Origin of the sequence: Clostridioides sp. ES-W-0016-02 (genome assembly GCF_020641035.1) — a bacterium.
GTDB lineage: Bacteria > Bacillota > Clostridia > Peptostreptococcales > Peptostreptococcaceae > Clostridioides.
Window position 1 is genome coordinate 2810533 of the sequence record NZ_CP061361.1, and the last position, 21335, is coordinate 2831867.

A 21335-nucleotide genomic window follows, 5' to 3' on the forward strand; every position below is an offset into this window, starting at 1 on the left:
CTGTTATATTTTTACCAACTCTAGATAATAATATATATATAATTATACAGCATATTTATTTTTATACAAGTCTAATAATGAGGTGAAATAATGGATAATTTAAAAGAGACATTGTTAAATGAACTAGATAATTTTAAAGAATATTCTTTAAAATTATTAAATGGAGAAATAAATAAAATGCAATACAAAGGATTTTCTGGTGGATATGGAGTTTATGCTCAAAGAGACAAAAAATCATTTATGATAAGACTTCGAGTATCTGCTGGGGTATTGTCGAAATCTCAACTTAAAAAAATTTACCAAATGGCTACCAAACATAAGCTAGATAAGATACACTTAACAACTAGACAAGCTATACAATTACATGACTTGTCTATAGACTCTATAGTTGATATTATGGAAGAGGGAATAAAAAATGATATCTTCACTAGAGGCGGTGGTGGTAACTATCCTAGAAATGTAGGCTTATCTCCATTATCAGGAGTTGACCCTGACGAAGCTTTTGATGTTACCCCTTATGCAGTTGCTACTGATAAATATTTTATCAAAAATGCTACTACATATCACTTACCTAGGAAACTAAAAGTTTCCTATTCTAGTTGTTACACAGATTCTGCCCATTGTAGTATACAAGACTTAGGATTTGTAGCTACTCTAAAAAATGGCAAACCATATTTTAGAGTTTTCTTAGGTGGAGGTTTAGGTAAACAACCTAAAGTTGCTTTAGAACTTGATGAAGTTATAAAACCTAAAGATGCATTATATTGTGTAGAAGGAATGATTAAATTCTTTATGGCTTATGGTAATTATGAAAATAAAAACAAAGCTAGGGTTAGATATATGGTTGAAACGCTTGGAGAAAATATGTTTTTAGAAAAATTTAAAGAATACTATAAATTAGAAAAAGAAAAAGGTAATCTTGAACTTAATGTTGAACAAATTGACTATTCTAAACCTGGAATTAAGATAGATTTACATGACTCTAGATTAATCCATCAAAAACAATCTGGCTTATATACTGTATATATACATCCAATTGGAGGTCTATTATCTACTAAAGATTTAAAATTTTTACTTCAAGAGTTAGATAATATTAAAAATCCTATGATTAGATTAGGTATGACAGAAGGCTTGTACATTCTAAATTTAGATGGAAATGAGGCAAAAAGGATATTAGAAATAAGCAAGACTATTAGTTGTAACTCTCAATTAGAACAGAGTATCTCCTGCATAGGTGTTCCTATTTGTCAGATGGGTATACAAAATAGCCAAAAAATATTACATGAGATAATAGATTATTTTAGATTACAAAACAATGAAGAAGTTTTAAGTAAAGCTCCTAAACTGTATATTTCAGGATGTCTAAATTCATGTGGTGTTCACCAAATTGGTAGCATAGGATTATGTGGTAAAAAGAAAAATGTCAATGGAGTATCTACTGATGCATTTGAATTATTTGTTGGAGGTAGTTTTGAAATAGGTAAGACTAGACTAGGAAAATCTCTAGGAGATTTTAAGGCTAGTGACATTCCTAAAATGCTTTATGAAATAGCTGAGGTTTCATCAGAAAATTTTTATGAATGGATAGATTCAAATGATGATTTATTAAATAAAATAATTGATAAGTATAAAATATGACTTAACATAAATGATTATAAAAAATGAGATAGCTTATAACTATCTCATTTTTTACAATCGTTTATGTTTTTATACTATTTATAAACTATTTTAGATAAATCACAAATTTCTAACATAGTATCATATATTTGTTTAAGTAGACCAAGTCTGTTATTTTTAATTGCTTCATCATTATCCATAACCATAACTGAATCAAATAGGTTATCAACTACAGGTCTTAAAGATGCAAACTCATCTAAAGCAGTACCGTATTTCTTATCTTTTAATAATTCTTTTACTCTTACTTTTACTTGCTTAAATTCATTATAAAGCTTAATTTCAGCATCTTCTTTTAATAGACTTTCATCAACCTTATCACATTCTGCTTTCTGAGCCAAAGTAGAAACTCTATTAAATGCAGTAAGCATTTCCACTAATTCATCTTTTTCTAGCCAATTATTAAGCTCTAAAGCTCTCATATGCATATCAGAAATATCATTTATATCAGAACTTAAAACAGCATCAACAACATCATATCTTATACCTAAATCTTTAAATAGATTTTTTACTCTTTCATTAAAGAAGTTCATTATTTGTTCAACAACATCTTCTTTATTAAAATCTAAGTTAGAATAATTATCTAAAGCATGTTCAATAAGTACTTTTAAGTCTACAGCTACTTTTCTATCCATAAGTATACTAAGTATACCTAAAGCTTGTCTTCTTAAAGCATATGGGTCTTGAGAACCTGTTGGTTGTATTCCTATAGCAAAAAATCCTGCTATTGAATCTAATTTATCAGCTATTGATAAAGCTACCCCTGCATTAGTTTTAGGAAGAATATCTCCTGCAAATCTTGGTAAATAATGTTCAAAAATAGCTTCACTTACAACATCATTTTCTCCTCCAACCTTCGCATATTCTTTTCCCATAAAACCTTGTAATTCATCAAATTCTCCTACCATTCCAGTAACTAAATCTGCTTTAGATAATTTAGCAGCTCTCATAGTGTCTGCCTTTTCATCTGCTAATCCTAAACTATCAAGTATATCAGCACTTAGTTTTTCAAGTCTTAAAGTTTTGTCATAAATAGTACCCAATTTTACTTGGAAAACAACAGTTTTTAATTTTTCTATGTAGCTTTCTAAGTTTCTCTTAGTATCTTCTCTATAGAAAAATAAAGCATCAGCAAGTCTTGCTTCTAAAACTTTTTCATTTCCAGCTTTAACATTATCTATTCTGTAAGAATCTCCATTTCTAACAGCTATAAAGTTAGGTAACAGTTTTCCTTCTTTAAGAACTGGGAAATATCTTTGATGTTGTTTCATAGGAGTTATGACAACTTCTTTTGGTAGTTTTATATAATCTGTATCAAATTCGCCATAAAAAGCAGTTGGATATTCAACTAAGTAAGTTACTTCTTCAAGTAAATCTTCATCAAACTCAACTTCGCCACCTAAAGAATTGGCTACTTCTATACATTGTTTTCTTATAATTTCTTTTCTCTTATTTTGGTCTAAAACTATATAATTTTTCTCTAATTTTTCAAAATATTCTTCTATAGAATTAACTTCTATTGTACTTTCTCCTAAGAATCTATGCCCTTTTGTTACATTAGAAGATATTATTCCTTCTAAATCAAATTCTAATACCTTATCATTTAACAATGTAACTATCCATCTTATAGGTCTTGCAAATTTTAGGTTTTTTCCTCCCCAACGCATAGCTTTTGGAAATACTACAGATTTTATAGTTTCTGGTAATATCTCTTTTAACACTTCTGAAGTGTCTTTCCCAGCTTGCTTTATAGTAGCAAAAATATATTCATCTTTTCCAACTTGTTTAAAATATATATCAGATTCGCTTAATCCTTTACTTTTTATAAATCCTAAAGCTGGTTTTGTGAAATTATTGTCTTCATCAACAGCAATCTTCTTAGCTGGACCTTTTATTTCTTCTTCTAAATCACTTTGCTTATCACTTAAACCTTCAACTACTAAAGTCAATCTTCTTGGTGTTCCATAGGCATCTATTTTATTAAAAGATATTCTATTTTCCTCAAATAATTTATTAAGATTGTTTTTTAATTGTTCTAGTGTACTACCCATAAATCTTGATGGCATTTCTTCAACACCGATTTCAAATAAAAGATAATTTTTCATTATTTGTCACCGTCCTTTAAAAGAGGGAATCCCATTTCTTCTCTTTGTTTTACAAAAGTTTCTGCAACAGTTTTTGCCATATTTCTAACTCTACCTATAAATGAAGCTCTTTGACTAACACCTATTGCTCCTCTTGCATCCAATGTATTAAATGCATGAGAACATTTTAATACATAATCATATGAAGGTATTACAAGACCACTTTCCATAAGTCTTAATGCTTCTTTTTCATATATATCAAACAGATTAAACAACATATCTGCATCACATAATTCAAACGCATACACTGAATTTTCATACTCAGCTTTATTAAACACTTCGCCATAAGTTATTTTATCATTCCATTTTAAATCATAAACACTATCAACTTCTTGAATGTACATAGCTAATCTTTCTAACCCATATGTAATTTCTCCTGTCTCAAGCTCACATTCAATATTACCTACTTGTTGGAAGTATGTAAATTGAGTTATTTCCATACCATCTAACCAAACTTCCCATCCAAGTCCCCAAGCACCAACTGTGGCAGCTTCCCAGTTGTCTTCAACAAATCTTATGTCATGTTCACTTGGGTCAATTCCAATTTCTTTTAAGCTCTCTAAATACAATTCTTGTATATTATCTGGAGATGGCTTTAGTATAACTTGGAATTGATGATGTTGATATAATCTGTTTGGGTTTTCACCATATCTTCCATCTGCTGGTCTTCTTGAAGGCTCTACATAGCATACTTGCCAAGGCTCAGGTCCTAATGATCTTAAAAAAGTATTAGGATTCATAGTTCCAGCACCTTTTTCGACATCGTAAGGTTGCATCATGATACAACCTTGCTTTGACCAGTATTTTTGCAATGCCAGTATCATTTCTTGAAAATTCATAAAAATCCCTCCTATAACAATAAAGCCTCTCGTCTACACGAAAGGCTATTTTAATAGTTCTTCTACAACTTTTAGAATATCAAATTCTATAAAATTTGTCAATGTTAGTGATAATTCTTATAATTATCTTCTTTTCATTTTTTAAAAGTCACTTTATATCTATTTATTTTCGTCTTCGTTTTCATTATTCTTTTCAGATTCTTCTTTCATTAGATCAACAGTTACATCTTTATCATCTTCTTTTTTATCAACTACTACATCTTTTACATCTTTGGCTGCATTAGTTATCATATTCTTCAAAACATGAAGTTTTTCTTCATTTAATTCACCTAAGTCTACAACTTCACCATCTTCTTCATTTTGAACTTTTATACGATATTTACTTATAACAGCAGCTGATAAACCAACTAGAGTAGCTAATGGTACAAAAGCTAATCCAACAACTCCTACTGTTAAAGGAATATTCATCATAGTTTTTCCATCTTTTTCAACTATTACTCTTACAACACTACTTTTTTTAAGAAGTTCTTTTAATTGATATTTTATATTTTCTCCATCTTTACCAAATACTTCTTCCATAGTTTCTTTAGCAGATTTAGCTTTACAATTACAAGTATTCTTTTTATTTTCTAAATATATTACTGCCTCAATTACATCTCCATTACATTCCACTAATGCTTCTTTTGCTTCTGCATAAGTTGCTCCTGGAACTCTTTCAAAGACTGAATCAACCATTTCAATAGTTATATTACTACTCATTATTATCCACTCCCTTATTGTTTTTTACACTTTGCAATACGTGTAATGATTTTAGATTAATATTATCAACATAAACTTTCAAATATTTTTCTAGTATATTTTCGAGTTCATGTGTTATATATTTTGATACTTTAGCTTTGCTACATGTTAAAATATCATTCCTTAATACATATTCCATGAGACTAACAGTTGTTAAATCCAGTTTTATATTATTATCAAAAAGTGTATTACACTTACTACATAGTATACCACCTTCATAAACATTAAACATAGAATTTTGCAAAATTTTACTTCCGCAATTAATACATTTATTTACTATTGGTTTAAATCCTATATAGTCCAAGAACTTTAACTCAAATGCAGCTGTTACAAATCTATTATCTGTATTTTCTTGTGTATATAAATACAGCGTCTGTGCAAGTAATATAAATAACCTATTATTAGTCTGATTTTCAAGTATAGAATTTTCAACTAATTTTGTAATATATGTAGCATAAGAAAATGCCTCTATATCGTAGGATATATTATAAAAACTCTTTATGATTTCACTTTGAGTAACCTTGTACATATTTCCTTGTTTTTTTAAAGTAAAATTGCTATAAGAAAATAACTGTGATGATGAAAGTAAAGAGCTCTTATTTTTTTTAGCTCCTTTTGCTATTGCAGATACTTTTCCAAGCTTTCTCGTAAACAGAGTAAGTATTATATCACTTTCCTTGTACCTTATAGCTTTAAGTACTATCCCCTGGGTGTTCAGGATTATCATCGTCTTCTTTTTTCTCCCTTACTTCTTCGACTTCTTCACTTAGGTTTTTGCAATCACAGAAGTATAGATATGCATCTATACTGCCTGTTTTTTTAAAAACTTCCCAACTGATATTGTTCATTTTTAAAAAACCCCCTTCTTACATTTATACTTATATTTTTAGTAAGAAGAGGATAAATCATACATAAAGTTATTAAACAATTTTTGACAATAACGCTGTCGTTATTATAAAATAAACTGCTATACCAGTTATATCAAGAGCTGTAGATATAATTGGTGATGAAACTGTAGATGGATCTGCATCCATCTTTTTTAATAAAACAGGCATAAATGCACCTATTGTTGCACCCAAAACCATATTTATAAATAATGATATTGAAACAATTAATACAATGTCTAATTTTTTCATAACAAAGTAAATTACAATACCTGTTATTATACTACACAAAAGACCTGTAATAATTCCTACAATACCTTCTCTTACCACATTGCTAAAATTCAAATCTTTATTAGACAGTGTTATTACTGTAACAGAAGATGATTGTGTTCCAATATTACCACCCATACCTATTACTACAGGTATAAAAAATACCAGTGGAGCATATATAGGGTTCATTATATAATCTAAATTAGAAAGTATTAGAGAAGCCAATAGACCTCCAATTAATGTAATAATTAACCATGGCAGTCTACCTCTAAGAGCTGATATTGTCTGCTCTTTCAATGTAGGATTTTCCTTTTCAGCAACTTCTCTTTCATGCTCTGAACTTCCTGCAAATTTATACATATCTTCAGTTGCTTCTTCTTCCATAACATCTATTATATCATCTACTGTTATTATCCCTTTTAACTTTTCTTGTCTATCTACTACTGGAATTGCTATTAAATTGTATTTCGATACTAACCTAACCGCTTCTTCTCTATCTTCATCTACATAAACAGAAATTATATTTTCACTCATTAAATCTTCTACTATATTTGCATCTCTCGCTATTATTAGCTCTCTTAAAGATAATACTCCAACTAGCTTTTCTTCATCATCAACTACATATATATAATAAATAGTCTCAGCTTCATCAGCTTCTTCTCTCATATGTTCTATTGCCTCAAGAGCTGTCATATCTTTATTTATAGAAATATATCCAGTGGTCATTGTTCCACCTGCAGAGTCTTCATCATAGAATAATAATTCTTTTACATAGTCAGCGTTTTCTTGATTTAAAAGATTTATTATATGTTCTCTTTCTTCTTCTTCAAGTTCACTAAGTTTATCTGCCATGTCTCCAAGAGACATAAGTTCAAGTATGTTTTTTGCATGTTCTACATCTAACTTAGATAAAATACTAATAAAAAACTCTACACTACCTTCTTCTAATATAGAAGATGCCATATCTAGAGGAAGTACTTCAAACAGTTGAATTTTCATGTCTTCCTCTAAATTTTCCATTATATCGAATATATCAATTATATGATATTCCTCTATTAATTCTCTTAACTCCAATACTTTATTATTATCAATTAATGATTTTACTTCATATAATAAATCTTGGGAAGCATCCAGTTTCCTATCCATATAACCCACCTTTATTTATCATTATATCCAAAATTATTTATATAATTTTGTAAATTTCTCCAATTTTCTTTAACCTTAACCCATAACTGGAGATTTATTTGTGAACCTAAAAGTAATTCTATATCTTGTCTTGCTGATTTACCTATTCCTTTTAGTTTCCTACCATTCTTTCCTATTATTATTCCCTTATGTGAATCTCTTTCACAATATATTACAGCAGATACATCTACTATTTCTTTATCATTTCTTGCTTTCATTTTTTCAATTTCAACAGCTACACCATGAGGTATTTCATCATTAAGATAATGAAGAACTTTTTCTCTTATAAGTTCTGCTATTAATACTCTCTCTGGTTGATCTGTAATCATATAATCTGGAAAATACTTTGGTCCTTCTTCTAAGTAATTTTGTATAACTTTTATTAGAGTATCTGTATTTTTTCCTTTTAACGCTGATATTGGTACTATCTCTTTGAAAATACCTTCTCTATCATACATTTTTATTATATCAAATAATTCATCTTTTTGACCTAGTTGGTCTATTTTATTTACAACTAGAATTATTGGTGTCTTAACAGATTTTAAATCCTCTATTATTTTTCTGTCTCCAGGACCTATTTTTTTAGAATCATCAACTACAAATAATATTAAATCTACATTTTTAAAAGCTTCTGTTGCTGCCTTTACCATGAATTCACCTAATTTATTTTTAGGTTTGTGAATACCTGGTGTATCTAAAAATACTATTTGAGTTTCTTCATCTGTATAGACTGCTTGTATTGTATTTCTTGTAGTCTGAGGTTTATCACTCATTATAGCTATCTTTTCCCCTACTACATTATTCATTAAAGTAGATTTCCCTACATTTGGTCTACCTACTATACTGACAAATCCTGATTTGAACATTAACTGTCTCCTAACTTTTATCTTCTTGTATTTAATTGCTTTAAATTTATTTTAGTTTTTTAATTTATTTTAAATCATTTCCAGAGAAATAGTTTGGTAGCAAATCTTTTATATCATGCTCAAACACCTCTCCTTTAGTATATCCTGTTATTATTTTTATATCAGAACCAAACTCTATAATTACTTGTCTACATATTCCACAAGGATATGTTTGTTCATTATTTTCTGAGTTATCACTTGCTATTGCTATTTTATATATATCCTTATCACCTTCTGATATAGCTTTAAAAATAGCTGTTCTTTCTGCGCAATTTGTTCCACCTAATGATGCACATTCTATATTACATCCAGTATAAACTTTTCCACTCTTAGTCAAAAGAGCTGCACCCACTCTAAAACTTGAGTAAGGAGCATAAGAATGTTGTCTAGCATCTTCTGCCAACTTTAACAATTCTATGTTGTCCACAACATCTCCTCCTGTATACACTTATTAGAATTTATTTTTATTTAATACTCTACATTATATCATAAAAATTTAATTGTAACAGATTTGTTTCATTGTTAAATATTTTATGTACATTCATTTTAATTATAAAACATTCCAAGCTGAAATACTAATACTGCTATTAACACGCCTAACAAAGCTCCTGCTATGGTTTCCCAGAATGTATGTATTTTTCCCTCAATCCTACTTTGAGCAACCAATACAGCCATTATATATGCAAGAGTAGATGCAACTACTCTTTCTGTCATAAGTGTAATTGCAGTTGCTATAGCAAATGCTAAAGCAGCATGACCACTTGGCATACCTCCTTTTAAAGGTGTCCCTGTTGAAGTCAATGCTTTTACTACTACTACAGCTATAAGAACCAATAATATGCATATCAAGGTTATATGTAATTCTGATTCTCTTATCTTGTAAATTAACATTCCAGATATATCTGTCAATTTATCATAAAATAAAATATATCCAACTACTACTGAGTTTAATGCTGCTACTAGTACACCACCTGCTGCAACATCTTTTGCTATTTTTGCAAGTACATGATATTCATCAGTTACCAGGTCTACTGCTTTTTCTATAGCTGTATTAAACATCTCAGCAACTACAACTAAACATATAGACATCAGTAACATTATCATTTCCAATTTTGAAAAGTTAAAAAATAAACTTATTATAAGCACAGCAACTGAGCCTAAGTAATGTATTTTCATATTCCTTTCAAATTTAAATGTATATAATATTCCTTCTATAGCTGCATTAAAAGCTTTAATTATACCTTGACGAGTTTTTCCTGTTTTCATAAGAATTACTCCCTTGTTATGTTTAACTTATTTAATATGTATTCTTCTTTTTCTCTCATTTCTTTTGTATTTTCATCTGTATCATGGTCATACCCTAAAAGATGAAACATACTATGACATATTAAAAAACATACTTCTCTTTCAAAGCTATGATTATATTCTATGCTTTGCTCTAAAGCTCTTTCAAGAGATACTACTATATCTCCTAAAGATTCTTCTTCCAATTCAACATCTTCAAAATCATCACTTAAAAGAGGAAATGATAAAACATCAGTTGGTCTATCAACTCCTCTATATTCTCTATTTAATTCATGAATCTCTTTATTATCTACAAAAGAAAGACTCACTTCATAATTATCATCATATCCTTCATAATCCAAACACTCTAAAATTATATCTTTTATTTTTTCTATTAGTTCTTCATTTACTTCTAATTTATCTTGTCTATCATCTAATATCAAATCCATTAATTACACCTACTTTTTATTCATTAATAATGCTATACATCTATATTACTACACTTTTACTTTCTTTTGAAAGTCTTTTCCTGTATTTTCATTTTTTTGCGCTCTTCTTTTTTAAATTCTTCTTTTTTATCATGCTTCTCATAAGCTCTTATTATTCTCTGTACTAACTCATGTCTTACAACGTCTCTGTCTGTTAACATTATAGAGCCTATCCCTTGAACGCCCTTAAGAATCTCTGTAGCTTGTATAAGACCACTTTTTTTATTTTGAGGCAAATCTGTTTGTGTTATATCACCTGTAACTACAGCCTTAGAACCAAATCCTAATCTAGTTAAAAACATTTTCATTTGCTCAGAAGTTGTATTTTGAGCTTCATCTAATATTATAAAAGAATTATCAAGAGTTCTACCTCTCATAAATGCAAGTGGTGCAACTTCTATAGTACCTCTTTCTAAATATTTATTAAACTTATCAGCACCCAACATTTCAAATAACGCATCATATAATGGTCTTAAATATGGGTCTACTTTATCTTTTAAATCTCCTGGTAAAAATCCTAAACTTTCTCCAGCTTCTACTGCTGGTCTTGTAAGTATAATTCTACTAACTTCATCTCTTTTAAAAGCTTTCACTGCCATAGCCACAGCAAGATAAGTCTTTCCTGTTCCAGCAGGACCAACACCAAAAGTTATATCATTATTTTCTATAAGCTTTATATACTCTTTTTGCCCTAAAGTTTTAGGTTGAACAGCTTTACCTCTTTGAGTTATAACAATTGTACCTTCAAGTTCTTTTATCTTTTGCTCACTACCTTCAAGTAAAAGAGATAATGAATAAGAAATGCTTTGTTTATCTAAATGCTTACCATTTGATACAGTTTGATGCAATTCATTCATAAGTTTTAATGCAGAATCTACATTTTTTTCTTCTCCTATTAAAATTATATTGCCTTCTCTAAGTATTACATCTATATTTAAAGTTTTCTCTATCAATTTTACATTTTCATCAAAGTTGCCAAATAACTCTCTTTCAAAATTGCCATCTGCTATTGTAAATTTTTTTTGTATTATCAATTGAATTAATCCTCCTCAAGTTTTAGGTTAAATTTTATTAATTGTTGTTACTATTATTATTTTGACTATTGTTACTATTTTGATTACTATTATTTCCATCAGAATTATTTTGGTCGTTATTATCTTTATTATCCTCATTAAACTCATTTCTTATATCATTTATTGGTCTTTTTTGTGGATTAGAAGGAACTTCCTCTTCTCCCTCTTTTGGTTTACTATCTTCCTTTATAAATCTTTCTGCCTCTGCTTTACTAAGAGGATAAATTTTAGCGATATTTTCACTAGTTTGAACTGTTATTAAATATTCTAACATATTTTTATTAACCTTATAGCTATGTTTTACATCTATTATTCTAGCCGAAGCTGGTATTATGTATTCTAATTCTTTTAAAGCTTTTTCAGATAATTCTTTTTTCAACTCTTCTTTGTTCTTTTTCACTTCAACTTTTTTGGTTTCATAAAAAGTACTCGTCTTTATTTTTATAGGGAAAGTATAATCTCCCATTGAAAGTCTTTTTTCTTTATTTTCAACAACATAATTTTTATATTTTATATTTTTTCTAATTGTAAATTCTTTATCATAAAAACTTATTGTGTGTACCTTTTTCTTTTCTCCAGTTTTTTTATTTACAGTATCTACATAGCTTGCCTTTTTAGTAGATTCATAAAAAGTACTTGCCCATACTTCGGGTATTGATTTTGTATTAGCACCATTTAGTAAAACAGCGCCCTTTTGGACTATATCTCCAGATTTAACAACAGACTTACCACTTCTAGGGATTACCTTTTCTATTATACCATTTTTTAAAGCAATTACATTACAATAATTTGATTGGTCTGTAGATTTTAAGGATTCAGCCTTTTTTGTAACAGTAACAAATATATTGGTTCCTTTTACATTAATAGATAAATATGCGACATCATTAAATTTTGACATCATATGGTCCCTAACTTCTTTTCTGTCAATACTCTTTTTGTATACTCCTGGTCTTACTCCAACTTTATAAAGTTCACTTCTAAGAGTTTCTTTTTTTATACCTTCTGGAGATTGTATATATACATCCGTTACAAATTGTGATGTTGACATCAATAAAAGTAAAGAAACAATAGCACAAATCCACATACCTTTGTGCTTATAAATTCTTTTAATAATAAAAGGAACTCCTGTTTTTTGTTTTACCTTAATATCAAACTTACTTCCTCTATAAATATTCTTAAATTCTTTTATATCTTGTCTATTTATATTAAACTCGATTTTAGTATTTTTTATTCTAGTTACATTGTAAACATTTATTCCATTTCTTATAAGATGATTTAAAAATTGTTCAAGCCCTACTCCTTCCACAACTATAACATAGTATCCCCTTATAAAACTTATCAAGTGTATCTCCTCCTAATCAACATACTCCACATTGTATATAATTCCCTTTATACCTATCTCACTGTCAGTAATATACTTAAGCGAAAGTTTATCCCCAGATATTTTAATTGTTTTTACCTTAGTCTTTATTTTTATTAAATCAACTTCATATTCTAGTATTGATAGATAATTTTCTATACTCATAAAAGTATTACTTGTAACAGTAACAACTGGTTGATTTACTTGTAAATCAGTGGATATTTCTAACATAAGCATTACCCCCTTAATTAATTTTATGCTTAAAATAGGTATTTATGCACTTTATTGATACTATCATGGAGTAGTTTTAAATTTTTTTAGACAGTAAATACCTAATATTTAATATATTATTTAAACAAGAAAAAGGTAATCATATTGATAAAAATCAACATGATTACCTTTTTACTTTTTTGTATATAAAATATAAAAAGTATACAATTTTTTTATTAGTCTTGCTCTATTAAACCATATCCACCTGCTTTACGCTTATATACTATATTTATTTCAAAGTTATCTTGATTTCTAAACATATAGAAGTTGTGTCCTACCAACTCCATTTGAAGAATTGCCTCTTCTGAACTCATAGGTTTTACATTAAATTTCTTTCTTCTCTCTATAACTATATTTTCATCTTCCTCATCATCATAGTCATAATCATTAAATTCGCTACTATTATCTATAAAGTCAATATTTTCAAATCTTATGCTTTTATTATTTTGAACTTTGTCTTTAACCTTAGTCTTATACTTTACAACTTGTCTACTTAATTTGTCACAAACAATGTCAATTGCTGCATATAAATCTTCTTCTACGTCTTCTGCCCTTATTATTTGACCATTAATAGGAATTATTGTAACCTCCACTTTCTGTCTATCCTTTTTCGCACTTACTGTTACTTTCACTTCTGATTCAGGATCAAGGTATTTTTCTAACCTACTTAATTTTCCATCTACGTATCCTTTTATTCCGTCAGTTAATTTCATTTGTCTTCCAGATACTATTATTTGCATAAAAACCTCTCCCTTCGAGCCTTTCCAATTCTAATACTTTAATATGTTAATCTTTAAATATATTTTTGATACATTTATTATATTTAAATTAATATAATTGTATATGAAAATGATTATTTTTAATAGTCTATTCATTTTTTATTTGATATGATATTATTAAAAGTACGGGGTAATTTACAAAACCTTTACATTCTATTTATTAATAAACCATATAAAATAATTCAAAAATCCAGCATAAACCAGCCATATCAAATAAACCAAATTTATATATCCAGCTCTCTTATCTATTTTAGAAAATTTTAAAATAACTATTATAGAAACCATAATCATTATTATTATGTCTATTAAAGCTGTAAATCTAAGTCCAAATCCAAAAAATAGTATACTCCAGACAAAATTTAATGCAAGTTGTAATCCATAATAAAACACTGCATCTCTTACTTTAGGCAAGTTGTAACCTTTTTTTAATATTAGGTATGAAGATATACCCATCAATATGTACAATATAGTCCAAACAATAGGGAAGATAAAAGCTGGTGGTGCAAAGCTTGGTTTTGTAAGTTGTAGATAGTACGTTGAAATATCTGTTCCACTAATCAACATGGTCAAAATACTACTTAAATAACCTATTATTAATGGTATTGATATGTTTATCAAAAAATTTCTAATTTCCCTTACCGATATAATCAAATTTTTCCCCTTCTTTCAAAATTTTCTTTGATTATAGATATGCTCAGATATGACTTGTTATTCTCAAAAATTATAAAAAGCCTAGAGATTTCTCTCTAGGCTATATCAATCTATTGTAAGTTTTGTTTTACCAACTTATTTATAAGTTTTCCGTCAGCTCTACCCTTAACTTTTGGTTGAATAACTGACATTATTTTTCCCATATCCTTCATAGATGTTGCCCCTACTTCAGATATAGTACATTTTACAATTTCTTCTAACTCTTCTTCGCTTAATTGTTGAGGTAGGTACTCTTTTAAAACTTCAATTTCAGCTTCTGTTTCTTTTACTAAGTCTTCTCTTCCAGCTTTTTCAAATTCAACTAATGCATCTCTACGTTGCTTTAATTGTTTTGCTATTACATCGATAATTCCATCTTCATCAAGTTCAGTTCTATTATCAACTTCATACTGCTTTATGGAAGCTCTTATTAAAGTTACTACAGATTTTCTCACTGTATCTTTGTTTTTCATCGAAGATTTCAAATCCTCTTGTAACTTTTGCTTAAGGGACATCCCCTTCACCTCTTTATTCTTATTTACTACTATTTTTTAGCGTTTTTTCTTCTTGCTGCTTCAGCTTTTTTCTTACGCTTAACGCTTGGCTTATCATAGTGCTCTCTTTTTCTTACTTCTGACATGATGCCAGACATTGCACATTGACGCTTAAATCTTCTTAAAGCGCTGTCTAATGTTTCATTTTCTCTAACTCTTACTTCTGACATTTCTTTTTCCCTCCCTCCAATAGCGCAATTATGCTGGGACTGTAACTATGTTCTTTTTGCATAATATGCATTACAACCTAACACTTTGTTTATTATAAACTAAATTTTTACTTTTATCAAGTATTTTTATCAAGAAGGAACTCAATTTTTCAATAATTTAGTTTAGTTTTGTTCTGCTTCGTAATTAGGAAGCTTTTTACCTGCTAAAATATGATAGTGCAAATGCTTAACTTCTTGCCCTCCATCGCTTCCACAATTATTTATGATTCTGAATCCAGTTTGGTCAAAACCTTTCTCTTTAGCTATTTTATTAATAACAACATGAATATGTGACACAATATCCATTTCTATATCAGGAATATCAATTACACTATCATAATGTTTTTTAGGTACAACTAATATATGATATGGAGCAACTGGGTTCAAATCATTAAATGCCAATACTCTTTCATCTTCATAAACTTTAGTTGAAGGTATTTCTCCGTTCGCTATTTTACAAAATATACAATCCATTTCCTTCCACCTCCTATCTTATAAATATTATAATTTCTACATGTTATAGCAAAATTCCTTCTACATATTCATTTTTTACATCATTTATTTTTACTTTTAATATCTGACCTTGTATGTTTTTGTCACTTTCAACAACAACTCTTATATAATTTGAAGTCAGTCCTTCAAACTTATTGCCCTCTATATTTTGTTCAAATAAGACTTCTAATTCACTACCAATAAATTTAGTTGCAAATTTACTAAAGTTTTCTTTACTTAAATTTAAAAGTTGTTCACTTCTAAAGTGTTTCATTTGAGGGTCAATTTGATTTTCCATAGTTGCAGCTGGAGTTCCTTTTCTTGGCGAATATTTAAAAATATGCATTTGTGAAAGCTCTATCTCTTTTAAGAAATTGTATGTTTGTTTAAATTCCTCATTAGTTTCTCCTGGAAAACCTACTATTACATCTGTAGTTATTGCTACATTTGGTATTTTATCTCTTAATCTATCCACAATAGTCTTATACTCTTCAGTTGTATATCTTCTATTCATTCTTTTTAGAGTTTCATCACATCCACTTTGAAGAGATAGATGATAATGAGGACAAACCTTCTCCATCTTTAAAACTTCATTCACAAATTCATCAGTAAACAAAATCGGTTCAACAGAGCTAAGTCTAATTCTTTCTATTGCATCTATTTCATTTATTTGTTTTATTACATCAAGAAGTTTAATATCCTTATCTTTTAAATCTTTTCCATAAGAGGCTACATGTATTCCTGTTAATACCACCTCTTTATAGCCATTTTTAGCCAATTTTTTCACTTCATCAACTATACTATCAATATCCCTACTTCTAACACGTCCTCGGGCATAAGGAATGATACAGTAGGTACAAAATCTGTCGCATCCATCTTGAATTTTCATAAATGCTCTAGTCTTTCCATTAGTTTGACTAATTTCTATTTCTTCAAATGCTTTTACCTTCATTATATCATCAACTGTGCTAACTTTTTTACTTGCATCTATCCTTCTAATCTCTTCAACAATCTTCCTTCTATCATTTGTACCCATGACTAGGTTTACTTCTTCTATATCCAAAATTTCTTCTGGCGATACTTGTGAATAACATCCCACAACGGCTATTATTGCATCTGGATTTTTCTTTTTAACTCGTCTTATATATTGACGAGATTTTCTATCACTCATATGAGTTACGGTACATGTATTTATAACATAAACGTCTGCATATTCTTCACTATTAACTTGTTCATATCCATCTTTTTCAAATAGTTCTAGCATAGCTTCAGTTTCGTATTGATTGACTTTACACCCAAGTGTATAAAAAGCTACTTTTTTCAATTTATTATTCTCCTCCTAAATCACTTAGCTCATACAAAGCTATTGTTGATGCTACAACAGAAGCTGTCTCAGTTCTCAATATTCTAGGTCCTAATGATACAGTACTGCAATTATCTTTTTGAACTTGCTCTATTTCTTCCTCAGCAAAACCACCCTCTGGACCTACAAAAATTCCAACTCTATCTATATTAGAATCACAATTTTTAAGTGCCTGTTTTATTGAGACAGTTCTTTCGTTCTCATAAGGACAAATATTTACATCATTTTTTTTCATATCTTCTAAAGCTTCTTTAAAACTTAAAACACCTCTTAAATTTGGAATTTTACCTCTTTTACTTTGCTTTGCGGCTTCATAAATTATTCTTTCCCAACGTTCAAATTTTTTATCTTCTTTTTTATCATCAACTTTAGCAACACTTCTCTTAGTTTGAACTAATATTATTTCATCTACACCAACTTCAGTTAGTTTTTGAAGTATCATCTCCATCTTTGGAGCTTTTGGAAGACCTTGATATAATTTTACCTTAAGTTTAGATTCTCTATTTATATCAACTTCTTCTAAAATTTTTAAATTAACCATATTTTTTTCTATATTTGTTATCTCGCAAATATACTCATTATTATCTTTATCACATATCTCAAGTTTTTCTCCTAGTTTACACCTTAAAACTTTTGAAATATGTTTTACATCTTCACCTTCTATAATGCAGGCTTTGTCTTGTAAATTTATATTATTTTTTTCAACAAAGAATCTATCCATTATATTCCACCCAGCCTTTTACTTTTTAAGTTTAGAAACTATCGCTGACCATTCACCTAGTTTTTGAACCTCAACTATTTCAAATCCATTTTCGATTAAGCTTTCTTTAACTTCCTCTACTTTGTCCAAAATTATACCTGAAGATATAAATATAGCATCTTCTTTCATAAAATTTTGTACATCTTTTGCAAGTATTTTTATTATATCAGCGATTATATTTGCAACTACAACATCAGCTTTATCTTTTATTACATCTGTTAAATTCCCATGCATTACAGATACATTCTCTTCAACTTTATTTTCAAGCACATTTTCTTTTGCAACTTTCACTGCAACTTCGTCTAAATCTACAGCTACAACCTCTTTTGCCCCTAATTTAGCTGCTGCTATTGCAAGAATTCCGCTACCACAACCAATATCAAATACTTTAGAATCTTTATTTACATATTTCTCTAATTCTCTAATACACATACTAGTAGTCTCATGTGTTCCTGTACCAAAAGCCATACCAGGGTCAAGCTCTATTATCAAATCCCCTTCTTGCATATCGTAATCTTCCCATGTAGGTTTTACTACTACCTTTTGACCTACTTTTGTTGGTTTATAGTATGCTTTCCATGCATTTGCCCAATCAGCTTCATTTACTTGGTCTAATGACACACTTCCTTCACCTATATCTATACCAAAATCTCTTAGTCCTAAAACTTTTTGCTTTATTATTTCGACAAATTCCATCACATTTTTTTCTTCTGACACATAAGTCTTTATCAGTACACCATCTTCTTCATTCTTTTTAAATACTTCTTCTTCTACATAATCCCAATCTAATTCATTTTTCTTTTGAAATAAGAAATCTTTTGGGTCTTCTATTACAGCCCCTCCAGCACCTTGTTCATATAGTATATTTGTTATTGGCTCAACTGCCTCTGTTGTTGTTTTTATAGTTACTTCTATCCAATTATTCATAAGTTTACCTCTCTTTTCTATATTAATTTTCCTATTTTTCCATAACTTTTATTATATCACAAATATCATACTTTTTTGTTTTATAAATTTTTTATTAGTTTATATCTACATTATAGTTAATTTACTTAATTTATAATAAATTGTCTAACTTATTTTTAGCACTTTATTTGATTATGCTTTTCCCTTAATACATTTTAAATAGTTCACATTATATTTATTATATACAAATTAGCAAGATATACATTGTAAACAAAAATTTTTGGTTATTTTATATGTTTCCTACAATAAAATCATCTGATATTATATAATTAAAATTTAAATTATTAAGGAGAATTACAATGTCAGAAGTAATATTAAAAGATATATCAAAACTTTATTCTAATGGATTTAATGCAGTAAAAAATATAAATATAGATATTAAAGATAAGGAATTTATAGTTTTAGTGGGACCATCTGGTTGTGGTAAATCGACAACACTTAGAATGATTGCTGGTCTTGAAGAAATATCTTCTGGAGAATTATATATAGGAGATAAACTTGTCAATGATATAGAACCAAAAGATAGAGACATAGCAATGGTTTTTCAAAATTATGCTTTATATCCTCACTTATCTGTTTATGAAAACATGGCATTTGCACTTAAACTTAGAAAAATGCCAAAAGATGAAATAGATAAAAAAGTTAAAGAAGCCGCTAAAATATTGGATTTAGTCCCTCTTTTAGATAAAAAACCTAAAACACTATCTGGTGGACAAAGACAAAGAGTTGCTCTAGGACGTGCAATAGTTAGAAATCCTAAGGTATTCTTAATGGATGAACCTTTATCTAACTTGGACGCAAAACTTAGAACTGCCATGAGAACAGAAATAACTAAGTTACATCAACAGCTTGGAACTACATTCATCTATGTAACACATGACCAAGTTGAAGCTATGACTATGGCTGACAGAATAGTAGTAATGAAAGACGGAGTGGTACAACAGATTGCAACTCCACAAGATGTATACGACTATCCAGCTAATGTGTTTGTTGCAGGATTTATTGGAGCTCCACAGATGAACTTTATTAATGTTACATTAATAGAAGAGAATGAAGAAATATATGCTAAAAGCGAATACATTAAGATAAAATTAAATAGAGAAAAACACTATGATTTAATAAAAGACAACTATATTAAAAAAGAAGTTATTATGGGTATTAGACCAGAAGATATACATATAGAAGATACTTTTGTTAAATCTAATCAAGATACTTGCTTTAAATCAACAGTTGAAATAAAAGAACTTATGGGAGCAGAGACCTATGCTCATTTAAAATTAGATGTAAATACAATAGCAATTCGATTTGACAGCAAAAATAGAGTTGATGTTGGTGATAATTTAACTCTTTCAGTTGATAATAATAGAGTACACTTATTTGACAAAGAAACTGACTTAGCTATAAGATAAGAGTATAATCTTATTTCTAAGGAGACTTTATGGAAGACTTGAAAAGTTTTTTTGAAAAACAACTCAATAAAAAAATAAATATTTACCCTTATAAAAATCAAAGTTTAGATGCCAATAGTCATTTAGTTACTTTTAATGATACTGTTTATGTTATTGATTTTTTAGATGAAAATAACTTAGATAATCTAAATGGTCACTTTTATTTAATTTATCAGCCACATATAGATTTTGAATATCTAAAAGGTATTTTTTATAACTTATATGATGATATAAATACAATTCAACATAGTAGTTTTTTTGTAGTAAACTCTAAGTATAACTTAGACATTAATGTAACTACACAAAATATAATTGAAACTGAAACTTATCAAAGTACTTATATTTTCTATCTTGGTGAGTTAGATAACAAATCTGATTTTAATTTTAGATTGCAGTTATGCTCTAATTTACTATCTTATATTGTAAAAGATAATGCTAAGGATAAATTTTTAAATTTATTTGACCTTATTAGGTATAAAACTTTAGACTTAATTAACAAAGACGATGTACTTAATAGACTGATAGACTTCAATAAAATAAAATCTATTGATGAAGAACTTCTATCTACAGGAATAAAATTTATAAATAATGACTTAAACATCTCTAAAACATCTAGTGATATGTTTTTACATAGAAATACACTGGTATATAGGTTGGAAAAAATTAATGAAATACTCAACCTTGATTTAAAAAACTTTGAAAATGCAATGATTTTTTATCTAAGTGTAAAATCTTATTTTCTATATAAAAAAAATTAACTGCTAAATCAAGCAGAAATGCTAACTCACATTTCTGCTTGATTTTAAGTTAAAATACTATATACTTTATCAAATGTTATTTATCAAATATTCTCTCCTTTAAACTTGTAAATATTTGATAAGATATCCTTTTTTATAAATA

Annotated in this window: 24 protein-coding genes; 3 read left to right on the forward strand and 21 right to left on the reverse strand. The window is 28.4% G+C overall.

Annotated elements, in window-relative coordinates; translation table 11 throughout:
- The first annotated feature begins 90 nt into the window (after window positions 1–90).
- Window positions 91–1638: a nitrite/sulfite reductase gene (locus tag IC758_RS13390; protein ID WP_227432603.1), complete on the forward strand. Its 1548-nt coding sequence runs from the start codon at window positions 91–93 to the stop codon at window positions 1636–1638.
- 74 nt (window positions 1639–1712) lie between these two features.
- Here IC758_RS13390 and glyS read toward each other — a convergent pair whose 3' ends face one another.
- From glyS to prmA, 21 genes are all read right to left on the reverse strand, one after another.
- Complete coding sequence (glyS, locus tag IC758_RS13395) at window positions 1713–3779, reverse strand: glycine--tRNA ligase subunit beta (protein ID WP_227824173.1); 2067 nt, start codon at window positions 3777–3779, stop codon at window positions 1713–1715.
- On the reverse strand, window positions 3779–4657 hold the full coding sequence (gene glyQ / locus IC758_RS13400) for a glycine--tRNA ligase subunit alpha (protein ID WP_227432601.1): 879 nt from the start codon (window positions 4655–4657) through the stop codon (window positions 3779–3781). Before glyQ ends, glyS begins: the two co-directional genes overlap by 1 nt.
- Window positions 4658–4816: 159 nt before the next feature.
- Window positions 4817–5416 (reverse strand): DUF4342 domain-containing protein, encoded by a 600-nt coding sequence (locus IC758_RS13405; RefSeq protein WP_227860526.1) that lies wholly within the window; start codon window positions 5414–5416, stop codon window positions 4817–4819.
- Window positions 5409–6182 (reverse strand): DNA repair protein RecO, encoded by a 774-nt coding sequence (recO, locus tag IC758_RS13410; protein WP_227432599.1) that lies wholly within the window; start codon window positions 6180–6182, stop codon window positions 5409–5411. The genes IC758_RS13405 and recO overlap by 8 nt, the downstream gene beginning before the upstream one ends.
- Complete coding sequence (locus tag IC758_RS13415) at window positions 6148–6303, reverse strand: YqzL family protein (RefSeq protein ID WP_227432598.1); 156 nt, start codon at window positions 6301–6303, stop codon at window positions 6148–6150. Before IC758_RS13415 ends, recO begins: the two co-directional genes overlap by 35 nt.
- A 72-nt stretch (window positions 6304–6375) precedes the next feature.
- Entirely contained in the window at window positions 6376–7755 is a 1380-nt protein-coding gene (mgtE, locus tag IC758_RS13420) for a magnesium transporter (RefSeq protein ID WP_227432597.1), read from the reverse strand.
- Window positions 7756–7766: 11 nt separating this feature from the next.
- Window positions 7767–8660 carry a GTPase Era gene (era, locus tag IC758_RS13425; RefSeq protein WP_227432596.1) on the reverse strand — a complete coding sequence of 298 codons (894 nt, stop codon included), beginning with the start codon at window positions 8658–8660 and terminating at the stop codon, window positions 7767–7769.
- A 64-nt stretch (window positions 8661–8724) separates the two neighbouring features.
- A complete protein-coding gene (locus tag IC758_RS13430; RefSeq protein WP_227432595.1) occupies window positions 8725–9126 on the reverse strand; it encodes a cytidine deaminase in 402 nt (133 codons plus the stop codon).
- Window positions 9127–9245: 119 nt separating this feature from the next.
- Entirely contained in the window at window positions 9246–9965 is a 720-nt protein-coding gene (locus IC758_RS13435) for a diacylglycerol kinase (protein WP_227432594.1), read from the reverse strand.
- A 5-nt stretch (window positions 9966–9970) separates the two neighbouring features.
- Complete coding sequence (gene ybeY / locus IC758_RS13440) at window positions 9971–10432, reverse strand: rRNA maturation RNase YbeY (RefSeq protein ID WP_227432593.1); 462 nt, start codon at window positions 10430–10432, stop codon at window positions 9971–9973.
- Window positions 10433–10488: 56 nt separating this feature from the next.
- Window positions 10489–11505 carry a PhoH family protein gene (locus IC758_RS13445; protein ID WP_227482837.1) on the reverse strand — a complete coding sequence of 339 codons (1017 nt, stop codon included), beginning with the start codon at window positions 11503–11505 and terminating at the stop codon, window positions 10489–10491.
- Window positions 11506–11542: 37 nt separating this feature from the next.
- The gene (gene yqfD / locus IC758_RS13450) at window positions 11543–12886 is read right to left on the reverse strand and encodes a sporulation protein YqfD (protein WP_227432591.1); all 1344 of its coding nucleotides are present in this window, start codon (window positions 12884–12886) and stop codon (window positions 11543–11545) included.
- Window positions 12887–12898: 12 nt separating this feature from the next.
- Window positions 12899–13135, reverse strand: coding sequence for a YabP/YqfC family sporulation protein (locus IC758_RS13455; RefSeq protein WP_227432590.1), 237 nt, complete (start codon window positions 13133–13135; stop codon window positions 12899–12901).
- A gap of 215 nt (window positions 13136–13350) precedes the next feature.
- Window positions 13351–13914, reverse strand: a complete 564-nt coding sequence (gene hpf / locus IC758_RS13460) for a ribosome hibernation-promoting factor, HPF/YfiA family (protein ID WP_227432589.1) — start codon at window positions 13912–13914, stop codon at window positions 13351–13353.
- 192 nt (window positions 13915–14106) lie between these two features.
- Entirely contained in the window at window positions 14107–14604 is a 498-nt protein-coding gene (locus IC758_RS13465) for a TspO/MBR family protein (RefSeq protein WP_227860527.1), read from the reverse strand.
- 110 nt (window positions 14605–14714) lie between these two features.
- Entirely contained in the window at window positions 14715–15158 is a 444-nt protein-coding gene (locus IC758_RS13470; protein WP_227432587.1) for a GatB/YqeY domain-containing protein, read from the reverse strand.
- A 29-nt stretch (window positions 15159–15187) separates the two neighbouring features.
- Complete coding sequence (gene rpsU, locus IC758_RS13475; RefSeq protein ID WP_003416618.1) at window positions 15188–15367, reverse strand: 30S ribosomal protein S21; 180 nt, start codon at window positions 15365–15367, stop codon at window positions 15188–15190.
- Window positions 15368–15529: 162 nt separating this feature from the next.
- Entirely contained in the window at window positions 15530–15880 is a 351-nt protein-coding gene (locus tag IC758_RS13480) for a histidine triad nucleotide-binding protein (protein ID WP_227432586.1), read from the reverse strand.
- Window positions 15881–15923: 43 nt separating this feature from the next.
- Window positions 15924–17222, reverse strand: coding sequence for a tRNA (N(6)-L-threonylcarbamoyladenosine(37)-C(2))-methylthiotransferase MtaB (gene mtaB / locus IC758_RS13485; protein WP_227432585.1), 1299 nt, complete (start codon window positions 17220–17222; stop codon window positions 15924–15926).
- Between the two features lie 4 nt (window positions 17223–17226).
- Window positions 17227–17982, reverse strand: a complete 756-nt coding sequence (locus tag IC758_RS13490) for an RsmE family RNA methyltransferase (protein ID WP_227432584.1) — start codon at window positions 17980–17982, stop codon at window positions 17227–17229.
- Window positions 17983–18000: 18 nt separating this feature from the next.
- Window positions 18001–18948: a 50S ribosomal protein L11 methyltransferase gene (gene prmA / locus IC758_RS13495; RefSeq protein ID WP_227432583.1), complete on the reverse strand. Its 948-nt coding sequence runs from the start codon at window positions 18946–18948 to the stop codon at window positions 18001–18003.
- A 338-nt stretch (window positions 18949–19286) separates the two neighbouring features.
- Here prmA and IC758_RS13500 point away from each other — a divergent pair, with 338 nt between their 5' ends.
- A complete protein-coding gene (locus tag IC758_RS13500) occupies window positions 19287–20396 on the forward strand; it encodes an ABC transporter ATP-binding protein (protein ID WP_227835335.1) in 1110 nt (369 codons plus the stop codon).
- Window positions 20397–20425: 29 nt separating this feature from the next.
- Window positions 20426–21193 (forward strand): PucR family transcriptional regulator, encoded by a 768-nt coding sequence (locus tag IC758_RS13505; RefSeq protein WP_227482841.1) that lies wholly within the window; start codon window positions 20426–20428, stop codon window positions 21191–21193.
- Window positions 21194–21335: the final 142 nt, after the last annotated feature.

Coding starts and splice junctions, on each gene's coding strand:
- IC758_RS13470 (WP_227432587.1), bottom strand. CDS start 15,158: ATGTCCCTTAAGCAAAAGTTACAAGAGGATTTGAAATCTTCGATGAAA.
- rpsU (WP_003416618.1), bottom strand. CDS start 15,367: ATGTCAGAAGTAAGAGTTAGAGAAAATGAAACATTAGACAGCGCTTTA.
- hpf (WP_227432589.1), bottom strand. CDS start 13,914: ATGCAAATAATAGTATCTGGAAGACAAATGAAATTAACTGACGGAATA.
- IC758_RS13405 (WP_227860526.1), bottom strand. CDS start 5,416: ATGAGTAGTAATATAACTATTGAAATGGTTGATTCAGTCTTTGAAAGA.
- prmA (WP_227432583.1), bottom strand. CDS start 18,948: ATGAATAATTGGATAGAAGTAACTATAAAAACAACAACAGAGGCAGTT.
- IC758_RS13480 (WP_227432586.1), bottom strand. CDS start 15,880: ATGGATTGTATATTTTGTAAAATAGCGAACGGAGAAATACCTTCAACT.
- era (WP_227432596.1), bottom strand. CDS start 8,660: ATGTTCAAATCAGGATTTGTCAGTATAGTAGGTAGACCAAATGTAGGG.
- glyS (WP_227824173.1), bottom strand. CDS start 3,779: ATGAAAAATTATCTTTTATTTGAAATCGGTGTTGAAGAAATGCCATCA.
- glyQ (WP_227432601.1), bottom strand. CDS start 4,657: ATGAATTTTCAAGAAATGATACTGGCATTGCAAAAATACTGGTCAAAG.
- IC758_RS13435 (WP_227432594.1), bottom strand. CDS start 9,965: ATGAAAACAGGAAAAACTCGTCAAGGTATAATTAAAGCTTTTAATGCA.
- IC758_RS13490 (WP_227432584.1), bottom strand. CDS start 17,982: ATGGATAGATTCTTTGTTGAAAAAAATAATATAAATTTACAAGACAAA.
- recO (WP_227432599.1), bottom strand. CDS start 6,182: ATGATAATCCTGAACACCCAGGGGATAGTACTTAAAGCTATAAGGTAC.
- IC758_RS13505 (WP_227482841.1), top strand. CDS start 20,426: ATGGAAGACTTGAAAAGTTTTTTTGAAAAACAACTCAATAAAAAAATA.
- IC758_RS13500 (WP_227835335.1), top strand. CDS start 19,287: ATGTCAGAAGTAATATTAAAAGATATATCAAAACTTTATTCTAATGGA.
- IC758_RS13455 (WP_227432590.1), bottom strand. CDS start 13,135: ATGTTAGAAATATCCACTGATTTACAAGTAAATCAACCAGTTGTTACT.
- IC758_RS13415 (WP_227432598.1), bottom strand. CDS start 6,303: ATGAACAATATCAGTTGGGAAGTTTTTAAAAAAACAGGCAGTATAGAT.
- mgtE (WP_227432597.1), bottom strand. CDS start 7,755: ATGGATAGGAAACTGGATGCTTCCCAAGATTTATTATATGAAGTAAAA.
- ybeY (WP_227432593.1), bottom strand. CDS start 10,432: ATGGATTTGATATTAGATGATAGACAAGATAAATTAGAAGTAAATGAA.
- IC758_RS13390 (WP_227432603.1), top strand. CDS start 91: ATGGATAATTTAAAAGAGACATTGTTAAATGAACTAGATAATTTTAAA.